The sequence below is a fragment of the Labilibaculum manganireducens genome, assembly GCF_963665805.2.
Classification (GTDB): domain Bacteria; phylum Bacteroidota; class Bacteroidia; order Bacteroidales; family Marinifilaceae; genus Labilibaculum; species Labilibaculum manganireducens.
This window is the reverse complement of sequence record NZ_CAXXEE010000003.1, coordinates 205,755-224,885: the sequence shown is the minus strand read 5'-3', so window position 1 is coordinate 224,885 and position 19,131 is coordinate 205,755. Positions and strand designations below refer to the sequence as shown.

Below are 19,131 nucleotides of genomic sequence, written 5' to 3'. Positions count from 1 at the left end.
ATGTTATTCAATTAACTCTCTTCTTCCATCTGAAAAACAACGATAATATTTTCCATCTTCCATTAACACTACCTGAGGTTCAATTTCAGAATATCCCATTGGAACATTTATTGCTACGACTTTACCTTCATGTAAAAAATGAATAGATTCAACCTCTGTATGCCCTATAAAAATTCTATTTACATTATAATAAGTAAGCACCTTATTTAACTCCTCATTAGTAATGATTGAATAACTTCTTGATTTCATCAGATAACCTCTATACCACAAAGGGTTTTCAGGGAAATATATGGATCTCATCAACTTCTCATGTGTCATCTTATTATCTCTTATACTTTTCCGAATATCATTGTTTATTTGCTCCAAGCTAAGTCCTCTATCAACTAAATCAGGAGACAAGCCACCATGAACAAATAGTAAATCATTAATTTTAACTACGGAATTTAATGATCGCAGCCATTTCCCCAATTCTGTATCTGCCTTAAAAAAGCGCGGGTAATTAAACATTAACCTTTGGCACATATTCTTATACTTTGGAGCAACGTAACGCGAATCGTTCATTAAAACCATTATTTCGTGATTCCCTAGCAATAAATGCAGTTTCCCTTTATTTTCATTTGCCTGTCTTTGTAATTTCTTAATTAAATACAGACTTTCAGTTACTTTATCTCCCCGGTCAAAAATATCTCCGACAAAAACCAGATGTCCATCTCCCCAATTCCAATCCAAATCCTTATTAATTACTCCAATATTCCGCAATAATTCCACCAGTGCATCATATTCTCCATGCACATCTCCAATTGCCAACAGCTTTGTCACTCCCGAGTATTCTGCACTTTGAATTGGATATTTTCCCTTTCGAAGCCAATATTTATTCTTATCACCTTTTTGTCCTTTAACTACTACCGAATCTCCTTTTATCTTTATTTTCTTCTCCCGGATATCAATGGTATTTCCTTCTTTTTTATGATTGATATACCACAGCTTCACAGTTTTATCGTCGAGCCAGAAAAAATGCGGCCCATCAGAGTAGTCTGCCAAGTTAAGATCCTGAATATTTCCATTAAAAACCTTATCGTAAGATGAAAATGCACCTGAGCTTAATTCATTCTTCTTTTCTTGTGCTTCCACATTGAATGACCATAAATTAATTACAGCCAGGAATAATACAATTACATATTTATAAAACTTAACCCTTCGATACATATCATCTGTTTTTCTTATTCAAATCAAATACCAAAATTACTATATCTCTTTAAATCAAAAACTAAACCAATATTTTAAAAAATGAAAAAGAGTTAACTGTCCGTAATTAACACAGCAGGTGTTCGAATACGAACTGTGATGGCATCTTATGAAGATAGTAAAAAATTAATGAAGCTTTTACATACAAAAAAACAGGGATCCCGAAGAATCCCTGTTACACTACTACTACATAGTACCTGAATTAGTATCCAGGATTTTGTCCTACAAGTCCTCCTGTATTATCTACTTCACTTTGTGGAAGAGGAAAGAAAATATTTTTTGGCATTGTTAAGTTTGTTGCCTTAAAGATTGGCTCTCCAGAATCAGCCACTACGTATCCCCCGACGCCATCACGGGTAATACTAGCCTTAACTTTGTAACCATCTGTTTTAAGCTCTTGCTCTAATCTACCAGTTCGAACCAAATCGTGCAATCTATGACCTTCACCACAAAGCTCAACACGACGCTCGTGATATATAGCATCCAGCAAAGCTGTTCCTGAAGATGTAACATTAGCCAGAATAGAAGCATTTCCATGACGGGCACGCTCACGTACTTTATTTAAGTAGATTTTAGCAGTTCCTTCATCGTCCGTATGAAAGCAAGCCTCCGCATACAATAAGTAAATATCTGATAAACGGATAATTCTTTCATTAACCGGTGAGTTTCTGAAATTACCCAAACTCAAATATTCTTGCTTAGACAGATAATGCTTGTAATTACTAAAACCTGTTAAATCTTCAGCGACTACACCTGGAGTTTCACCTTCCAGAATCCACTGATCGGCATATTGAAGGGAATTAATTAGCGATGCATCACGTCTTGGATCGCCATTTTCAAATTCAAGATACAAATCGTAAGTTGCCTGATATCTTCCATATGGATCAGCAGCTCCCAACCAAGGCATATTTAAGAAAGTGGTAAAGTTACCATTGTTGGTATAAGCACCATCATCAAGCGGAGAATCATAAAACTGAACTTCGAAAATAGATTCTTCGTTATTTTCTTCTGCTTCTGAAAACAAATCATGATAATCTCCTTGGAATAAGTCATAAACGCCTAAACCAAATAGTTGCTCTGCATAAGTTTTTGCATCATCCCATTTGTTCTCATTGTAAAAATCCTGAGATGCATAACCAGAACTTGCCTGAGAAACACAAACTTTTACCAACAAACCTAATGCGGCACCTTTAGTTGCACGACCATATTCATTTTTTGTTTCACTAGTAAAGTATGCAGTCTTTAATGGAAGAGCATCAACAGCATCTTTTAAATCAGCTTCGATTTGCGCATAAATTTCCGCAGAAGTTGCACGTGTTTGATTCAAATCATCACCCAATAGAGGAACTGTAACCAATGGCACACCGCCATAATTCTTTACCAAATCATAGTAATAATATGCTCGCATAAATTTTGCTTCACCTACAACACGATCCTGTAAAGACTTATCTTTAACTTTTGGGATATCTTTTCCTTCGACATTCGCCAACAGCTGGTTTGCAATTAAAATTCCGCGATAATTGTATCGATAATTATATGTAAATAGAAATCCTGTTGCATCGAAAGTGAATTGACGCAATGGCAAATCTTCTCTATCCACAGCATCATCTGTAGTAGAATTATTTAATGAGGTTCTTCCCCAGTTGTAATGATACTCCCACATCGGAGCATAACATGCATTGGCCGCCTTTACAAGCTCTGCATCGTTCGAATAAAAACTCTCTGAAGTTTGTTCCCCGATTTTTACGGTATCCAAATAGTCTTTATCACAGGCTCCTAATGAAAATATCAAAAGCCCCGCTACTATTATATTTCTTATTTTCTTCATTTTCATCAACTGTTAGAAAGTTAGATTAGCTCCTATTGAAAAAATTCTAGCTTGTGGATAAGTCCCGTAATCAATTCCTTGGGTTAAGGATGGTCTATCTGGATTAGAAGCACCAATTTCAGGATCCAAACCAGAATAATTTGTAATTGTAAATACATTCTGACCAGAGAAATAAACACGTAGATTTGACATCCAAGGAGTAAGATCTTTAAAAGTATAACCCAATTGAATGTTTTTTAAGCGCAAATACGAACCATCTTCCACATAAAAATCTGAAGCACTCAAATTTTTCTCAACTGTTGCTGCATTTAAACCAAACATCTCATTTGATTTGTTCTGAGCAGTCCAGTGATTCTTGTAATCAGATGCTAATGCGAATCTTTTGATATCGGCGTAATTGTAATATTTAAACCCGTTAAAAATATCATTACCTGTTACTCCTTGGAAGAACATGGACAAATCAAAACCTTTGTATTCCAAATCAATATTTACACCATAGAACAAATCGGGATTTGGATCACCAATCTGAACACGGTCATCACCATTGATAACTCCATCAGGAGCTTCCATTACACCATCATTGTCTTTATCGGTCCACTGATCTTTAAATCTAAAATCACCCGCTCCAATTGGCTCACTTGATTGAGCACTTGACGCAACTTCAGCGTCCGTTTGAAAAACTCCATCAACCTGATAACCATAAAATGAACCAATAGGAAGCCCTTTCATAGTTCTGGTAACATTACCAACAAGACTAACAGCCCCCTCAATAATAGGAATTCCACCACCAAGACTGGTCACCTCATTTTTAACATGAGAAGCATTTACATTTACAGAATATTTAAAATCACTTCCAATTTTCCCTCGGTAACCCAAATTCAATTCAAAACCTTTATTTTCAACAGTTCCTGCATTAGCATACGGGCTTCCATCATAACCTGCATATTGAGGAATTGGCACTCGCACCAACATATCCTTGGTCTCTTTCTTAAAATAATCCGCAGAAAAAGTCAATTGATCATTAAAAAATGCCAGATCCAATCCAAAGTTTGTAGATTCTACCGTTTCCCACTGAACTTTTAAATTGGCCATTTTTACAGGAGCCGCTCCCGCTTGCTCTTTACCGCCAATTACATAACTATACTCTAACAAAGCATCTTTACTTTGAACTGTAGAAGCAAATGAATAAGGATCAATCTTAGCATTACCAACACGTCCCCAACCAGCTCTTATTTTTATTCTGTTCACCACATCTTCCGGTAAAAAATCCATGAATTTTTCATTTCTCAATTTCCATCCTAAGGACATTGAAGGGAAATTACCAAATCGTTTATCAGGACCAAAAACAGAAGATCCATCACGACGGAAAGATGCAGTTAGGAAATAGGTATCTGCATAATTGTAATTCACTCTACCTAAATAGGAATACATTCTTGTATCTACTCCTGAATTCGAAGCATTAGTACTCTCCAAATCAGTAGAAGCCGAAATATACTGCAACTCCTCATTATCGTTTGGAATATTATTTCTTGAAGCTCCTAAATACTCAGATTTGTTTTTCTCTGCAGTAAAACCAGCTAACAAACTAATGCTATGATCCTCAATATTCATATTGTAAGAAATTGTATTCTCACTTAAGAATCCATTGAACTCACGGGTAGTTTTTGACAAACTATTTGTAATATTCTTTTCATTACCATAATCATACGAAGGTAAATAAGTCTTCTCTTTCGATCTGGAAACATTTAAACTTACAGATGACTTGATAAACAAATTCTTGATTGGCTCAACCTGCAGGTATGAGTTTGCCAAAACCAAAAGAGCAGATTTTTCCCGAACATCTCTGTTTAATATAGCAACAGGATTTGCCAAATCGGAATATGGAGTAGAAGCATATTCCCCAGATTCTTGATAAACCGGAGTAATAGGATCCATTCTTTGAGCAAGAGTTAAAATACCATTAATAGCATTTCCGTTTACCTGATCTGTATTGGTGTGAGACAATGAAAGATTAATACCCGCTTTAATTCTTGAACCAATATTGTAATTGTTATTCAAACGAGCATTAACTCTCTCGTATTTAGAATTTAAAACAACACCTTCATTTTTAAAATACCCTGCACTGAATAGAGTATTTGAAGATTCATCACCTTTTGATAAAGTAACATTCGTTTTATAAATTTTCCCCACACGCGTCACCTCATCAAACCAATCCGTTGTTTTTGCTGTATTATCAGAAGGAGATTTAAGAATAAGTGGCTTGTAAGCACTTGAACCTGTAAAGGCTGCTGCATTTGTTTGAGCTGCATTGTAAGTAGCCAACCAATCCTGCGTATTCATTAAATCTGGCTGATTCCAAACACTTTGAAGCCCGGTCATTAATTCCATTTGAACTTTTACATCCTTGGTATTACCTGTTTTAGTTGTAATTAAAACAACGCCATTCGCTCCTCTTGATCCATAAATAGCTGTTGCCGATGCATCTTTCAAAACCTCAAGACTCTTAAAATCACTTGGATTTAAACTGGAAATATCATCCAAAAAGATTCCATCCACTACATAAAGAGGAGAAGAATTATTCACAGTTCCTGTACCACGAACCCGTACTGATAAACCTGCACCAGGAGCACCGGAAGTTTGCGTTACCATAACTCCGGCAGCACGTCCTTGAAGAAGAGCTGCTCCGTTTGAAACAGGCTGATCTTCCAAATCCTTAGTACTTATACTAGCTACAGAACCCGTAATATCACTTTTCTTTTGAACGCCATAACCAACAACCACAACTTCGTCCATTGCGAAATTATCGGTTTGAAGAGCCACATTTAATTCTGCTTGAGTACCAACTGCGGCCTCAAATGATTTCATTCCAATGTAAGTGAATACCAAAATGGCATTCGTTTCCACTTTGATTTCATATTTTCCATCAAAATCGGTAGTTGTTCCATTGGTTGTACCTTTTACTACAACCGAAACGCCCGGGATAGTTAACCCGTCTTCTGCACCGGTAACCACACCTTTAACCAGCAAATCCTGTGCCCAGGATACCTGCCAGCCAAGAAGCATGATTAACGTAAAGCATGCAATTTTTCTCATAGTGTTTAATTTAGATTAGCAAGAAATAATTAAAAATTACTTATATTTTTATGACTCCAATTCCCGGACGGTCCGGTAAGATTACTTTCCCGCCGACAATCTCAATTCCTTTAAAAGGATCATTTGATATTAATAAGTTTCCATCCAAATCAGCCCAATCAACCATAGGCGACAGTTGGGCTGCCGCACTAACACCACAAGACGTTTCCGTCATGCATCCAATCATCACTTTCATTTCCAATGAACGGGCCACATTCATCATTTTATGAGCTTCGCGCATTCCGGTACACTTCATCAATTTGATATTGATTCCGGAATAAACTCCATGTAATTTTGCCACATCATCCAATCGCTGAATGGCTTCATCTGCAATTGTAGGCAAGGGACTATGCTGAGTCAGCCAAGCCATATCATCAAAATTGTGCTTGTCCATTGGCTGCTCAACAAAAACAACTCCTTGTTCTTTTAACCAATGAATTTTATCTAAAGCCTCTTGTTTGTCTTTCCATCCCTGATTCACATCAACACACAAAGGCACATCTGTAATTTTTCGAATTGTATTAATCATCTCCTCATCGGTACCCCTCCCAATTTTCACTTTTAGCATTTTATAAGGAGAAGCTTCTTTCACTTTTTCAATTACCACATCAGGTTTATCCATCCCAATGGTAAATGTGGTCAGCGGAGTATTTTCCTGATTGTACCCCCAGATTTTAAACCATGGTTTTTCCAATAATTTTCCAATCAGATCATGCAAAGCGATATCAATTGACGCCTTTGCTGCACAATTTCCTTCAGCAACAGCATCTACATAGCTTAATATTTCATTCAACCGAAACGGATCAGAGAATTGTCTCAAATTTAAACTGCTTAAAAATTTGGCGGCTGTTTCGTGGGATTCTCCCAAATAAGGAGGCATGGAAGCTTCGCCATAACCAACAACTCCATCCCACTCAATTTTGGTAAGCATTACCGGGGTGGTTGTTCTGGAAAAAGATGCAATGGTAAATACATGTTTCAGCTGCAACTCATAAGGTTCGAAACTAAGTTTCAATCCGGTTCCTGAATGTTTTGATTTACCTGTTCCTGTTCCTCCGCAAGAATTCATTGCCGGAAGCAAAAATGCAGCTCCAGCCAACAAACCAGTATTTCCTAAAAATTTTCTTCTGTCTATTGCCATTTCCTTTACTCTCTTAATACCATGGATGCTCGGAAACCCTGCAAATTCCAGACTCTCCAATTCTATTTAAAACCCGTCGTCCACCCAACCAGGTAATCGACCTGTAATCATTATAATTTTCAGCTTCCGGCTCAAAACTATTAATCCGAACCCTTCCTGAAGAATGAATATATTCTCCATGACTCATATACATTCCTACATGAGTAACTTTCATTGGCTTCTCATCTGTCTTAGCTCTTCCAAAAAAAACCAAATCTCCCTCCGCCAACTTTAAAAACCCTTGCGCGGGAGAAATGGTATCTCCGTGAAGAAACTGCAATGATGCATCACGCGCTAAAATAATCCCATTTATAAAATAAACTGATTTGACAAACCCACTGCAATCTACTCCCTTTACTGAAGTTCCGCCCCACAAATAAGGACGGCCAAGAAATTGCTTTGCTGTTTTGGTTAAAATAGATGCCTCTTTCAACTCCCTTGTCTTCCAGTCAGAAAATAGTTCACAATTCGATTTTTCAATTTGAATTTTTCTTCCATCGGGCAAGCTCAAATCATAACAGCTCTGATTTTCTTTTTCAATCTCGAGAATTGCACCTGCAACTATATCTGTAACAACTTCCTTTTGTAAAGGATCTTTTACAACTTCGAAATCCGGAAGAAAGATTACTCTGTTTGAATTCCTCCACACCTCCATTTCGCTTCCTGTTTTTTGAGCAATCGCAGCGCCGTCAACCCAGGCAATATATTTGTCCGGAGTCTGTATCTGATACCAGCCATTTTCTTCTTTTAAAAGCCTGACCGGCGTGCCCATTATTGATTGCGAAACAAGCTCTGCCGAATGCTTTGGGTAAGCTCTTAAGTTCACAACACTTAAGTTGATTACTCCCCAATTTTTATCCCCTAATTTTTTCTCAGGAAGTACAACTAAGCTATCTACCAAATGAACTTCCAAGGCTTCCAGAGCTGAGAACAAAGCTAACTTTGCCTCCGGCAGAGATGTTTCTCCACTAACAACTATTCCATTGTCCTTATTGATAGAAAAAGCAGGATTAAAAATTGCTTCTCTACTATCCGGTGCAATCTGCAACTTTACAGCATGAGAAATTTGGTTTGCCTGCTGCAACAATTTTGAATCGTTACTACAAGCAAAACCAATAAAAATAATCACTAACCAAACTTTATTTCTCATTTTAATTTAATTGGTATTACATCTTACATGATTCCAAATTTAAACACATCCGTTGATTTCCAATAACGGTTCAACATGTTTAAAAACACACACTTATCATGCGAGTGAACATATTTAAATTTAACAAATAGACATCTATTTATTTACCTGCCTTTACCCAATTACTGGCAACACTTTCAAAATGGCCTCTATTCACTGATTTAAGCGAGTAAAACATCCTTTCTCCTTGTTTTGGTATTTTAAATTCCAATAAAGTTGTAATACAAAATACTTTATTGTTTTTAATTGATTTTCCAGATGACTGATATACGACATAGTAAATGGCTCCTTCAACAGCATTCCAAGTCAGCACACCTTCCTTTATTTGCAATTTTGGCGCGTCCAATTTGGTCGCTTGATAATTGCTGTTTTCCAAATTAAGTGCAGGACTCTGATATACCTCTGTTTGTAAGGCTTCATTAATTCCTAATCGGTTTTCGGTGAAATTCTTCGAACAAAAAAACATGCTGCCTTTTAATCCTTTCAAACGACGATTCAGTTTTATTTGCCGGATAATTTGATCTGAAGTCTGCCACGCTTTCGCTTTTGAAGCAGAGTCCAAACGATAAGCACCTTGCCCAATATAGCAAGGTTTGCCAAATGAATTTTTTCGCCACCATTTCGCAATTTTTCTATAATCAGCAACTTTTTTTCCAATGTGCCAATAAATTTGAGGTGTTACATAATCAATCCAATCGTTTTTTAACCACAGCAAAACATCAGCATATAAATCATCATAATTGGTTTGACCAGCTTTGGTTCTCGATCCGAATTTATCCATATCCTTATTGCGCCAGACTCCAAAAGGAGAAATCCCAAAAGGCATCCACGGCTTAATCGATTTGATGGTATCATTAATTTGCTTAATCACACGATTCACATTATCTCTTCGCCAATCATCAATTCGGTTCGGATAAAATTCACTTCCATTTTGAGCGAAGCTTAAGGAATCTGGAAATGGTTCTCCGGCTATTTTGTATGGATAGAAATAATCATCAAAATGGATGGCGTCAACATCGTACCGGCGAACAACATCACCGACAATTTTGGACACATAATCTCTGGTTTCCTGCAATCCCGGATTAAAATACTTATGCTTTCCGTAAGTTAAGAACCATTCAGGATGCTGATTCGTTATGTGTTCAGGATCTGTTTCTGTTTCCTGATAAAGAAAAACGGCTCTGTACGGATTCATCCAGGCATGAAGTTCCATAGCTCTTTTATGACACTCTTCAACAGCAAACTGAAGCGGATCGTAAAACGGATCAGGCGCAATTCCCTGCTCTCCGCTCAACCATTGCGACCAAGGTTCGTAAGGTGATTGGTAAAAAGCATCGGCAGCCGGACGAATCTGAAATACAATGGTATTCATTCCATTTTTTTTGTGCTGATCCAAAAGAGTTGTCATTTCTTTCTTTTGTTCCTCAACAGAAAGACCTGCTTTCGATGGCCAGTCAATATTATCGACTGTTGCTACCCATACTGCACGCATCTCTCTTTTCGGCGATTTATTTTTCGCCATTGCACCAAAGGCAATCAACAGCAATAACAATCCTATAAATCCTTTTTTACTCATTCCAATTATACGTTACTTTCATTTTATAATTCCAATCACTAAAATAAAGGTTCCCACCTTTCCACTCCAATTCACCTCTTTGAAAATCAATAGGTTCACTTCTCGGCCAAATTTTAGCAGGAAACAAATCCTGCGAGAAATCATCATTCACAATCAACCGATACGAATCAATACTTGTTTTGTAAAAATTTCGCACCATATCATTTTTACTTTCCTGCAAACCAAATGACTGATCCAACGGAAGCCATCCAATTCCTTCATAATACACTTCGCACCAATCATGCAGATTTACCTCGCCAGGATGCAGCATCCAGCCGCTTTGCCACTTTACCGGAATTCCGCGATAACGAGCCATTGTCAAGAAAAGGAGAGTCTGCATTCCACAATCGCCATGCATATTTTCCAATACATATTCTGGAATATTTGGCACTATGGAGTATTCTAATGCACTAGCCCAGAGAATATTTGAATTGATCCAATCATACAACAAACTCACTTGTTTTACAGGATTTTTCTCGCCTCCACAAATTTCATCAGCTAAATTTTTTATCCGATCGGAAAAAATGATTTGCGGTGGTCGTTCGCTTGTATTTTTCTGATACAAAACAGATGCAGTATCATATACTACACAATTCATATTAGCAGGATCATATATTTTCGCATACGTTTTCGTTCTGAATTTCACAGAAAATTTTGTTTCCAAACCTGCCTCTGCAAGCTGCTCGCAATAGATACTTCTCTGCGCAAATGAATCCGGAGCCACAATGCATTTTTCAGGAAATACGCTCAATAAATTAACATTTGTTTGTCTGGCATTTGATTCTTTAGGATAAGGCATCCAACAGCGAATAATCTCACCTGCTGGAACGGCGTCAGCTTTCACGCTGATTGTATAAGTCATTGTGCATTCTACAGGATTCACCAACTCCCCATTTTCAGTCCTTTCGGAAATTAATTGTAAGGTGTGAGACACACAAAAACTCTTTAAAGAATCTATCGTTTTTTCACTTATTTCTTCTTTTCTGTTTTTCGCAAATTCGTTCAAACGGAATAAATTAGGAACAGCATTTTTAAAAAAACGTTTCTGTCCGTTAATCAGTCTGTATTCAAGCGATTTTTCCTTTTCCCATTTTGCCATGTAAATTGTCGTAGAATCAGAAAAGTAAGGCATTAGTCTTTCAAGTACATCCGCTTCGGTTAAAGCATACTCTCTCTCGATGCGCGACATCATGTCCTTTTGAAACAAAAGATCATTTTTTTGCTTTTCGTTCAAGTCACCATCCAAAAGTTTCTCTCCAATAATTTGACCGGCGATTGTGAACTCACCTGTATCAATTAAAAAGGCTAAATTTGCTTTACCTTTATTTGACACATTACAGCCAATAAACAGGAAGCAAAAAGCAAGCAAAAAATAATGACTTAAAGAGTTATTCATTTCACAAAACCTATTAAGTTGTCATACATGTTACAAAAATATAAAATTTATTAGTTTTGCAATGAAAAATTAAAGAAAACAAGTATCTAAATTGTAAAAATTAAAAAACAGTCATCATGATTAACAACAACACATTGCGTATTTACAGAGGATTAAGATATTCCCTTCTTTTAATCTGCATTCAAATATTATTTTTCCAGACATCTATCCTTGCCCAAAAAGTGAAAACAGGCATAGATGTACTACAAAAAACCAATTACTCTTTTCTTACCGGAAAAAAGATTGGAATCATCACCAACCCTACTGGGGTAAATCAAAATTTAGAATCGACTATCGATCTGCTTCATGCTTGCAATGATGTAGATGTTAAAGTTCTATTCAGCCCTGAACATGGAATACGGGGAGATCATGCTGCCGGTGAGAAAGTAGCAACCTACACCGACAAAAAAACAGGTATTCAAGTCTATTCGCTGTATGGCAGACAACAAAAACCAAATGCTAAAATGCTAAAAGGTTTGGATGCTATTGTATACGACATTCAGGATATAGGCGTCCGTTCCTACACATACATCAGCAGTATGGGATTATTAATGGAGGCTTGTGCCGAAAACAATGTTGAATTTATCGTATTGGATCGCCCAAATCCTTTTGGAGGAAATAAGATAGAAGGTTGCTTGGTTGAACCTAAACAAATATCTTTTGTGAGTCAGTTCCCCATACCCTATGTGTACGGACTAACTTGTGGCGAACTGGCTGGTTATTTGAATGAAGAAGGCTTGCTGAAGGATGGTAAAAAATGTAAACTACATGTTGTGAAAATGGAAGGATGGAAACGAAACATGACTTTTCAGGAAACCGGCTTGCCTTGGATCCCAACATCTCCTCATATCCCGAACTCAGCAAGTGCAGTTTACTATGCAGCTTCGGGCATACTTGGAGAATTGTATACCATTTCGATTGGTGTCGGTTATACTCAGCCATTCGAATTATTTGCTGCCGAATGGATCAATGCTGACGATTTAGCTGAAAGTTTAAATAATCTGCAAATCTCAGGTGTTCTTTTTCGCCCAGTACACTATAAACCATACTATTCAGTCGGGAAAGGCCTTATGCTTCATGGGGTTCAATTGCATTTTACAGACACTCAGAAAGCACCAATCTCCCTCATTCAATTTTATGTGATGCAGGAATGTCACAAATTGTATCCCAATAAAAATCCTTTTGAAATGTGCGAAGCATCACGCTTAAGTATGTTCGACAAAGTATGCGGAAGTAAGGAAATAAGAATGAGATTTACCGAAAACTTTCTGGTAAGTGACATCAAAGAACTTTGGTTTGCGCCCAGAGAATCATTTTTGGAAAAATCAAAAAAATACTGGCTCTATAATTGATCGCAATAAAATGAAAATTAGAATCATAATTTATCATTGTATCAGAATGTGAAATTGTAAAAATGATTACTTTTGCCTGATATATTCTTTATTTTAGAGAAAATAAAATCTACTTTGAAACAAAGCCTTTCAGCTAAATAACTTTGTACTACCACAACAAATTAAGACACAAGTTTTTGTTGCTAAATATACAACCACAGAGTAACGGATAGATCGGTTTACAAAAAAACTCATTTGAAGTATTCAACAATCAGGTTAATATCATTTCAAAACAATAAAAAAATATGGTTTTATCCGAAAAAGAGAAGATTAACGAGCTGTGTAAAATTCTGCTCGAAGTAGGAGCCTTACTTATGGAAACCGGAGCAAATACATTTAGAATTCGGGTTACCGTAATGCGTATTGCTTCAGCCTTTGGATACCATGCAGAATTATTAATTACCCATCGAGCATTAATGTTAACCATAAACAACGAAGAGTCTGATCTGTTCTTTAGCCGGCTGATGCAAACATCGGCTCATCGTGTCAATTTCAAAATTGTTAGCGGACTCAGCAGAATGAGCTGGCACATTATAGAGGAAAAATGGGATTTGGAAATGGTTCGTCATGAAATAGACCGATTAAAGTCTGTACCACATTATCCTAGGATCGTAACATTGCTGATGGTAGCTTTGGCAGGTGCCTCATTCTGCCGTATTTTTGGTGGTGAAGCCATCGAAATGCTAATTGCTTTTGTGGCAACTTTTGTTGGCTTATTTGTAAGACAGGAAGTCACAAAAAGAGAATTTAATCCTTATTTATGTATTTTCCTGGCCGCTTTTGTATCAGCTATGATTTCGGGAGCTGCAGTTAATCTGCACATTAGCAGCAATCCGGAATATGCTTTTGCAACCTCTGTTTTATATCTGATTCCTGGAATTCCATTAATTAATTCCCTGCTGGATCTTTTGGATGGAAATATTATAAACGGAGTGGTAAGAGGACTTAATGGATTAATTATCGCATTTTCGATTGCTTTGGGCTTACTTGGAGCGATTCTTATTTATAACATTTAGAATATGGAGTGGATTGTATTTTTTGAGACATGGATTTGGCTGGGCTTTGCGGCTACAGGTTTTGCAATACTCTTTAATGTTCCTCCCCGTACATTATGGGTAATATTCATCATGGGTGCTTTGGGCGGAACAGTAAAACTGATCTGCCTAAAGCTGGGAATGAATATCATTCTCAGCTCGCTTATGGGCGCTTTACTAATTGGTTTTTTAAGCATCCGGGCTGCTCACTTAAGACATTCGCCACCCTTTGTGTTTGCTATTCCTGCAGTTATCCCAATGGTTCCGGGTGCATTTACTTACCGAATGATGCTGGGAATTATCCATTTAACAGGAGAAAATGATCATGCTGTTTTTCTGCAGTTGTTACAAGAAACTGTTGACAATGGATTGAAAGCCTTTTTTGTATTATCGGCACTTTCGCTGGGCGTTTCGGCCCCTATGTTACTCAGCCGAAACAAATCGATAAAAAAAACTAAACCAAACAAATTTCTAAATAAATTATTTGATTCAAAAAAAGCTTCGGATTAAATCCGAAGCTTTTTATTTATATTTTAATAAATATCTTCCGTTTATAGAGAAACAGCACGATGAGCCAATAGACAACGATATGTGCCAGCGCAAAAAACAAAGATCCATTCATATCTCCTGCCCAGGATGCAAATACATTTTTATACAACCAGACATATCCGGTTGTTGAATTTCCTGCCTGATCTGAAAAATGAACCAAATAAATAATCACTCTTACCCAAACTCCTGAAAGAACATAAATAAACAAAGGATTCATTCCGAAAACCAGGAACGGATGAGCCCATTTCTTGTAATCCAAAATATCGATCAGGTAAATCATTACAGCTAAAACCAAAAGTGCCAAGCCTGTGGTATAAACCACATAAGAACTAGACCAGATTGGTTTATTAATAGGGAATCCCAGATTCCAAATCAAGCCAGCGATAACTCCTAGTGAACCAAACATTAATAGTTTTCCAACCAATTTTTTACGCTCGGTTGACGCAATTAAAAATCCTGAAAGATATCCGAGGATTACTGTAGCAATTGCAGGAAGAGTGCTAAACAATCCTTCGGGATCGAAAGCAATACCAAAACCTTTGTACAGATGATCCGCTCCCAAAATCATGCTATCGAAAGCCATTGTTGGATTTCCCTCTAAACTATATGGATGATTGCCACCAAGGAAAAAAACCAATCCCCAATATGCCAGTAGAATAGCCAAGGAGACAATTACCAAACGAGCTTTACTCAGCCACAAACAAAGCAAACTTCCTATTCCATAAGCCAAGGCGATTCGCTGCAAAACTCCCATTATCCTAAAATTCTCCAACTCAACCTGAATAAATGGAAAGGCATTCAATAACAAACCTATGCCAAAAATGATTACGGTCCGCTTCAGAATCTTCCTGCCTGCTTCGGGACTTAATTTATGATCAAATTTTCCGAAAGCAAACCACATGGCAACACCAACAGCAAATAGAAAGAAAGGAAACACCAAATCGGTTGGCGTACAGCCATTCCACTTTGAATGAAGCAATGGAGCATAAACATGTCCCCAACTTCCTGGAGTATTCACCGTAATCATGGCTGCAATGGTTAATCCCCGAAAGGCATCCAAAGCCATTAAACGTTCTGTTTTTTTCATTATCTAGATTTTAGATGAGATTTTGAGATTGCAAACAATTCTGCCATATTCTGTAACCTGCTTCATTTAAATGCAAACCATCATTGGTATAATCTTTTATCAGTTGGGATTTATAGGTTGAAAAAGCGGTATACAAATCCACGAAAGTAATCTTCTCTTTCTCACACAAATCTCTCAAGTGAAAATTGACTTCCAGAATTTTTAACCCATCAAAATTATCACTCTTAAACAGAGTCTCATTAGTAGGCAAAAGACTTTGAACGATCAATTCTATGTCCTTATGCTCCTTCATTATTGAAAATAACTTTTGATGATTTTTAAGGATCTTCTCATAATTTAAGCCCTCACCCAGATCGTTAATCCCCATCATCAGAAAAATCTTTTTAGGTTCCCAAAACAGAACCTCATCCAATCGAAAAAGGATTTCATCAGACCGCTCTCCGGATATTCCAAAATTGGAAATTTCATAAGCAGGAAAATATTCTTCCCAACTTCCTCCCTCGGTTAAGCTATCCCCCAAAAAAGCAATTCTATTTTTCATTGTTTCCCGTTTTAATACCAAATTTCGGATCTATATCAATCAATTTTATCATTATAAAACTTGGGATGGTACAAATCATCACCCAAATAAAGAAGTGCTGATAGCCCAGCAACTCCTGCAGCCAACCGGAAATCATTCCTGGTAACATCATGCCCAAAGCCATTAAACCTGTACAAAATGCAAAGTGAGCCGTTTTGTGTTTTCCTTCGGATACATATATCTGATAAAGCATATATGCGGTAAAGCCAAAACCATAGCCAAATTGCTCTACGGCCACCGAGGCACAAATCAAAAAGAATGATTCGGGCAATGCGTAAGAAAGGTAAACATACACAAGGTTTGGCAGGTTAATGGCAATTACCATTGGCCAAAACCAATATTTCAATCCATTTTTTGAAGCCAGATATCCTCCAAGCAATCCTCCCAGAGTTAAGAAAATGATTCCTATGGTTCCATAAACCAATCCAACATCGCCCGTAGATAAACCTAATCCGCCAACTTCTTTCGGATCGAGAAGAAAAGGAGATGCCATTTTCACCAACTGAGATTCGCCCAAACGATACACCAAGAGCAACCCTACGATTTTCAAAATATCCTTTTTCATGAAAAAAGAAACAAAGGTCTCAGCAAAATCCTCGAATACACTGGAAAAGCTTTTTACCTCCCGATCTTCATCTTCTTGTGGATATGGAAGTGCAAATTTGTGATAAACGCAAAACAATAAAAATCCGGCAGCTAAAATATAAAAGGTTAGCGACCATGCCAATGGAATATTATTTTCGGTATTCCCAAACAGTTTTGTGGTTTCAAAATATCCTGCCAGAATAATTAAAAGTCCTTGGCCGGTAATCATGGCCAGGCGGTAAAATGTACTTCGTATTCCAATAAAATATGCCTGCTTATTGGAGTCCATTCCATACATGTAAAAACCATCAGCAGCAATATCGTGAGTTGCCGAACTAAAAGCCAACAGCCAGAAAAAGGCCAATGTTGACTGAAAAAAGAATGTGGTAGGAACCGTAAAAGCAACACCCGCCAAACCAGCACCAATCAACAACTGCATACTAACAATCCACCAGCGTTTGCTTTTTACGATATCTACAATCGGACTCCAAAAAGGCTTAATCACCCAAGGCAAATACAACCAAGAGGTATACAGAGCAATATCAGTATTTGAAATACCCAGTTTTTTGTACATGATCACGGCAACAGTCATCACCACAACGTAAGGTATGCCTTCTGCAAAATAAAGAGATGGAATCCATGCCCATGGTGAGCGAGTTTTTGTTTTTGACATTCTTTTTTGTTTAGATTTGAGAACTGAGATATGAGAAGTGAGATTTGAGATATGAGATTTGAGACTATTTACAGCTTCAAAAATCCTGATTCACGTATCTTATTTCAATACTTATATTTTTTTGATTAAGATTATAAATTTGAGTCGTGAGATTTGAGATTATTTACAGCTTTAGAAAAAAGCATACTCCATTTTTCTCATGTCTCATTTCTAACATCTCATCTCTATAATTAATATCTTTTTTCCAATTCTGCTCCACGGAAATAATGCAGCAAAATTTCATCGTATTTGTATCCCATGGCACCCATTACTGCGGCTCCAATCTGACAAAGACCAACACCATGTCCCCAGCCGGCACCAATCAAAATAAATTTAGCTGGCACTCCGTTCTCTTCACCTACTCTATCAACAACAAATTCGGAACTGTACAAATGCGATTCGGAAAGTACTTTACGGATTTCCAATTCTTTCCCAATTACCAAACTTCGTTTTGAACCAACAATTTTCAATTTGATTAAACGACCTGACTCACCTCGTTCAACAGGAATTATATCCAAAATTTGTCCAAAATCTTTACCCGTTTTACGTGCTATTAATTCTGAAATTACATCTTGTTCGTATTCTACCTTCCAACGATAAAAATCCATGGTTTCCTGATCGTAATCATTCAAAACCTGCGACAAAATTTCTTTATCGGTGGTATTGCAAAATGCTTCAGGCGAAGTACGAATCCATTTCACTGCTGCTGTTTCATTTTTCAAATTCATATCGTATCCAGCAGGAACTTTCGGATTATCGATAACCGCCTGCAGGTATTTATGATTTTTAGGTTCCCATACATTTTCAAACGTCTCGGCAACGCCACCACAACATTTCGAGAAACGGGCATCGCAAACTTCACCCTCACTGGTAAGCACCAGTCCACGAGTTGCATCTATTGCATCGACTACCAGTTTGGTCGATTGTTTGGTAATGCCTTGATAACGCTGACAATGATCATCGGCACAAACATCAAAATTCACATGATCTTCGCGATCGTACCAACGAATATATTGCTCATCGGTTTCAACAATACTCTGATAATTGGTTTCTGACTTTTGCAATTCGGCCCCTTTTATTACCTGCGCGATTAACCATGAACGGGAAATAATTGCATGAGCTTTCAACAGTTCCATGCTGCTTGTTGCACTCATTTCAGATGAAATAACACTTACCAAATAATCCTCTAAAGAAAGAACATTGATGGCAGTTAATTTTTCATCTTCGCAAATAAAGTGCAAGGCACCTTTGAAGCGCTGATCTTCCTTTCGTTCCCAATGAAATTTAATTCCGATGGTTACATCAAACAAGTCGAAAGATGCTTCTTCGTAATATTTAGGATAGAAAACCAATTCTTCATCTACCAGGCCATCAAAGGCTATATTATCATCGACATAGCAGGCATCTTGCTTTCCTGTATATTCTTTTCCATTTTGCTGAAGTATGTAAATTCCATTTAATGTGAATGAAATTTTAGGCTCGTACATGATGCCTACACGTAGTTGTGGTTCGTTCATTTTTTAATAGATTTTAGATATTAGATCCTAGACAATAGATTATTTACAGCTC

14 protein-coding genes are annotated in these 19,131 nt (G+C 37.2%); 3 read left to right on the top strand and 11 right to left on the bottom strand.

The window, feature by feature from the left end:
• Positions 1-3 precede the first annotated feature (3 nt).
• From ACHZAX_RS00955 to ACHZAX_RS00925, 7 genes are all read right to left on the bottom strand, one after another.
• Positions 4-1,206: a metallophosphoesterase gene (locus ACHZAX_RS00955; RefSeq protein ID WP_320017707.1), complete on the bottom strand. Its 1,203-nt coding sequence runs from the start codon at positions 1,204-1,206 to the stop codon at positions 4-6.
• Positions 1,207-1,447: 241 nt separating this feature from the next.
• Complete coding sequence (locus ACHZAX_RS00950; RefSeq protein ID WP_320017706.1) at positions 1,448-3,073, bottom strand: RagB/SusD family nutrient uptake outer membrane protein; 1,626 nt, start codon at positions 3,071-3,073, stop codon at positions 1,448-1,450.
• A 12-nt stretch (positions 3,074-3,085) separates the two neighbouring features.
• The gene (locus ACHZAX_RS00945) at positions 3,086-6,166 is read right to left on the bottom strand and encodes a SusC/RagA family TonB-linked outer membrane protein (RefSeq protein ID WP_320017705.1); all 3,081 of its coding nucleotides are present in this window, start codon (positions 6,164-6,166) and stop codon (positions 3,086-3,088) included.
• A 40-nt stretch (positions 6,167-6,206) separates the two neighbouring features.
• On the bottom strand, positions 6,207-7,346 hold the full coding sequence (locus tag ACHZAX_RS00940) for a dipeptide epimerase (protein ID WP_320017704.1): 1,140 nt from the start codon (positions 7,344-7,346) through the stop codon (positions 6,207-6,209).
• Positions 7,347-7,359: 13 nt separating this feature from the next.
• Positions 7,360-8,535 (bottom strand): C40 family peptidase, encoded by a 1,176-nt coding sequence (locus ACHZAX_RS00935; protein ID WP_320017703.1) that lies wholly within the window; start codon positions 8,533-8,535, stop codon positions 7,360-7,362.
• A 139-nt stretch (positions 8,536-8,674) separates the two neighbouring features.
• On the bottom strand, positions 8,675-10,150 hold the full coding sequence (locus tag ACHZAX_RS00930) for a glycoside hydrolase family 10 protein (protein WP_320017702.1): 1,476 nt from the start codon (positions 10,148-10,150) through the stop codon (positions 8,675-8,677).
• Complete coding sequence (locus tag ACHZAX_RS00925) at positions 10,143-11,585, bottom strand: transglutaminase-like domain-containing protein (RefSeq protein WP_320017701.1); 1,443 nt, start codon at positions 11,583-11,585, stop codon at positions 10,143-10,145. Before ACHZAX_RS00925 ends, ACHZAX_RS00930 begins: the two co-directional genes overlap by 8 nt.
• A 116-nt stretch (positions 11,586-11,701) precedes the next feature.
• Here ACHZAX_RS00925 and ACHZAX_RS00920 point away from each other — a divergent pair, with 116 nt between their 5' ends.
• The 3 genes from ACHZAX_RS00920 to ACHZAX_RS00910 all read left to right on the top strand — a co-directional run bounded on the left by ACHZAX_RS00920 (position 11,702) and on the right by ACHZAX_RS00910 (position 14,559).
• Complete coding sequence (locus ACHZAX_RS00920; RefSeq protein WP_320017700.1) at positions 11,702-12,976, top strand: exo-beta-N-acetylmuramidase NamZ family protein; 1,275 nt, start codon at positions 11,702-11,704, stop codon at positions 12,974-12,976.
• 284 nt (positions 12,977-13,260) lie between these two features.
• Positions 13,261-14,031 carry a threonine/serine exporter family protein gene (locus ACHZAX_RS00915; RefSeq protein WP_101309677.1) on the top strand — a complete coding sequence of 257 codons (771 nt, stop codon included), beginning with the start codon at positions 13,261-13,263 and terminating at the stop codon, positions 14,029-14,031.
• A 3-nt stretch (positions 14,032-14,034) separates the two neighbouring features.
• The gene (locus ACHZAX_RS00910; protein ID WP_320017699.1) at positions 14,035-14,559 is read left to right on the top strand and encodes a threonine/serine exporter family protein; all 525 of its coding nucleotides are present in this window, start codon (positions 14,035-14,037) and stop codon (positions 14,557-14,559) included.
• Between the two features lie 16 nt (positions 14,560-14,575).
• On the opposite strand, the gene ACHZAX_RS00905 is transcribed toward ACHZAX_RS00910, so the two are convergent.
• The 4 genes from ACHZAX_RS00905 to ACHZAX_RS00890 all read right to left on the bottom strand — a co-directional run bounded on the left by ACHZAX_RS00905 (position 14,576) and on the right by ACHZAX_RS00890 (position 19,079).
• Positions 14,576-15,685 carry an acyltransferase family protein gene (locus ACHZAX_RS00905; protein ID WP_320017698.1) on the bottom strand — a complete coding sequence of 370 codons (1,110 nt, stop codon included), beginning with the start codon at positions 15,683-15,685 and terminating at the stop codon, positions 14,576-14,578.
• A gap of 10 nt (positions 15,686-15,695) precedes the next feature.
• A complete protein-coding gene (locus ACHZAX_RS00900; protein ID WP_320017697.1) occupies positions 15,696-16,226 on the bottom strand; it encodes a GDSL-type esterase/lipase family protein in 531 nt (176 codons plus the stop codon).
• Positions 16,216-17,523 carry an MFS transporter gene (locus ACHZAX_RS00895; protein WP_320017696.1) on the bottom strand — a complete coding sequence of 436 codons (1,308 nt, stop codon included), beginning with the start codon at positions 17,521-17,523 and terminating at the stop codon, positions 16,216-16,218. Before ACHZAX_RS00895 ends, ACHZAX_RS00900 begins: the two co-directional genes overlap by 11 nt.
• 230 nt (positions 17,524-17,753) lie before the next feature.
• Positions 17,754-19,079: a SpoIID/LytB domain-containing protein gene (locus tag ACHZAX_RS00890; protein ID WP_320017695.1), complete on the bottom strand. Its 1,326-nt coding sequence runs from the start codon at positions 19,077-19,079 to the stop codon at positions 17,754-17,756.
• Positions 19,080-19,131: the final 52 nt, after the last annotated feature.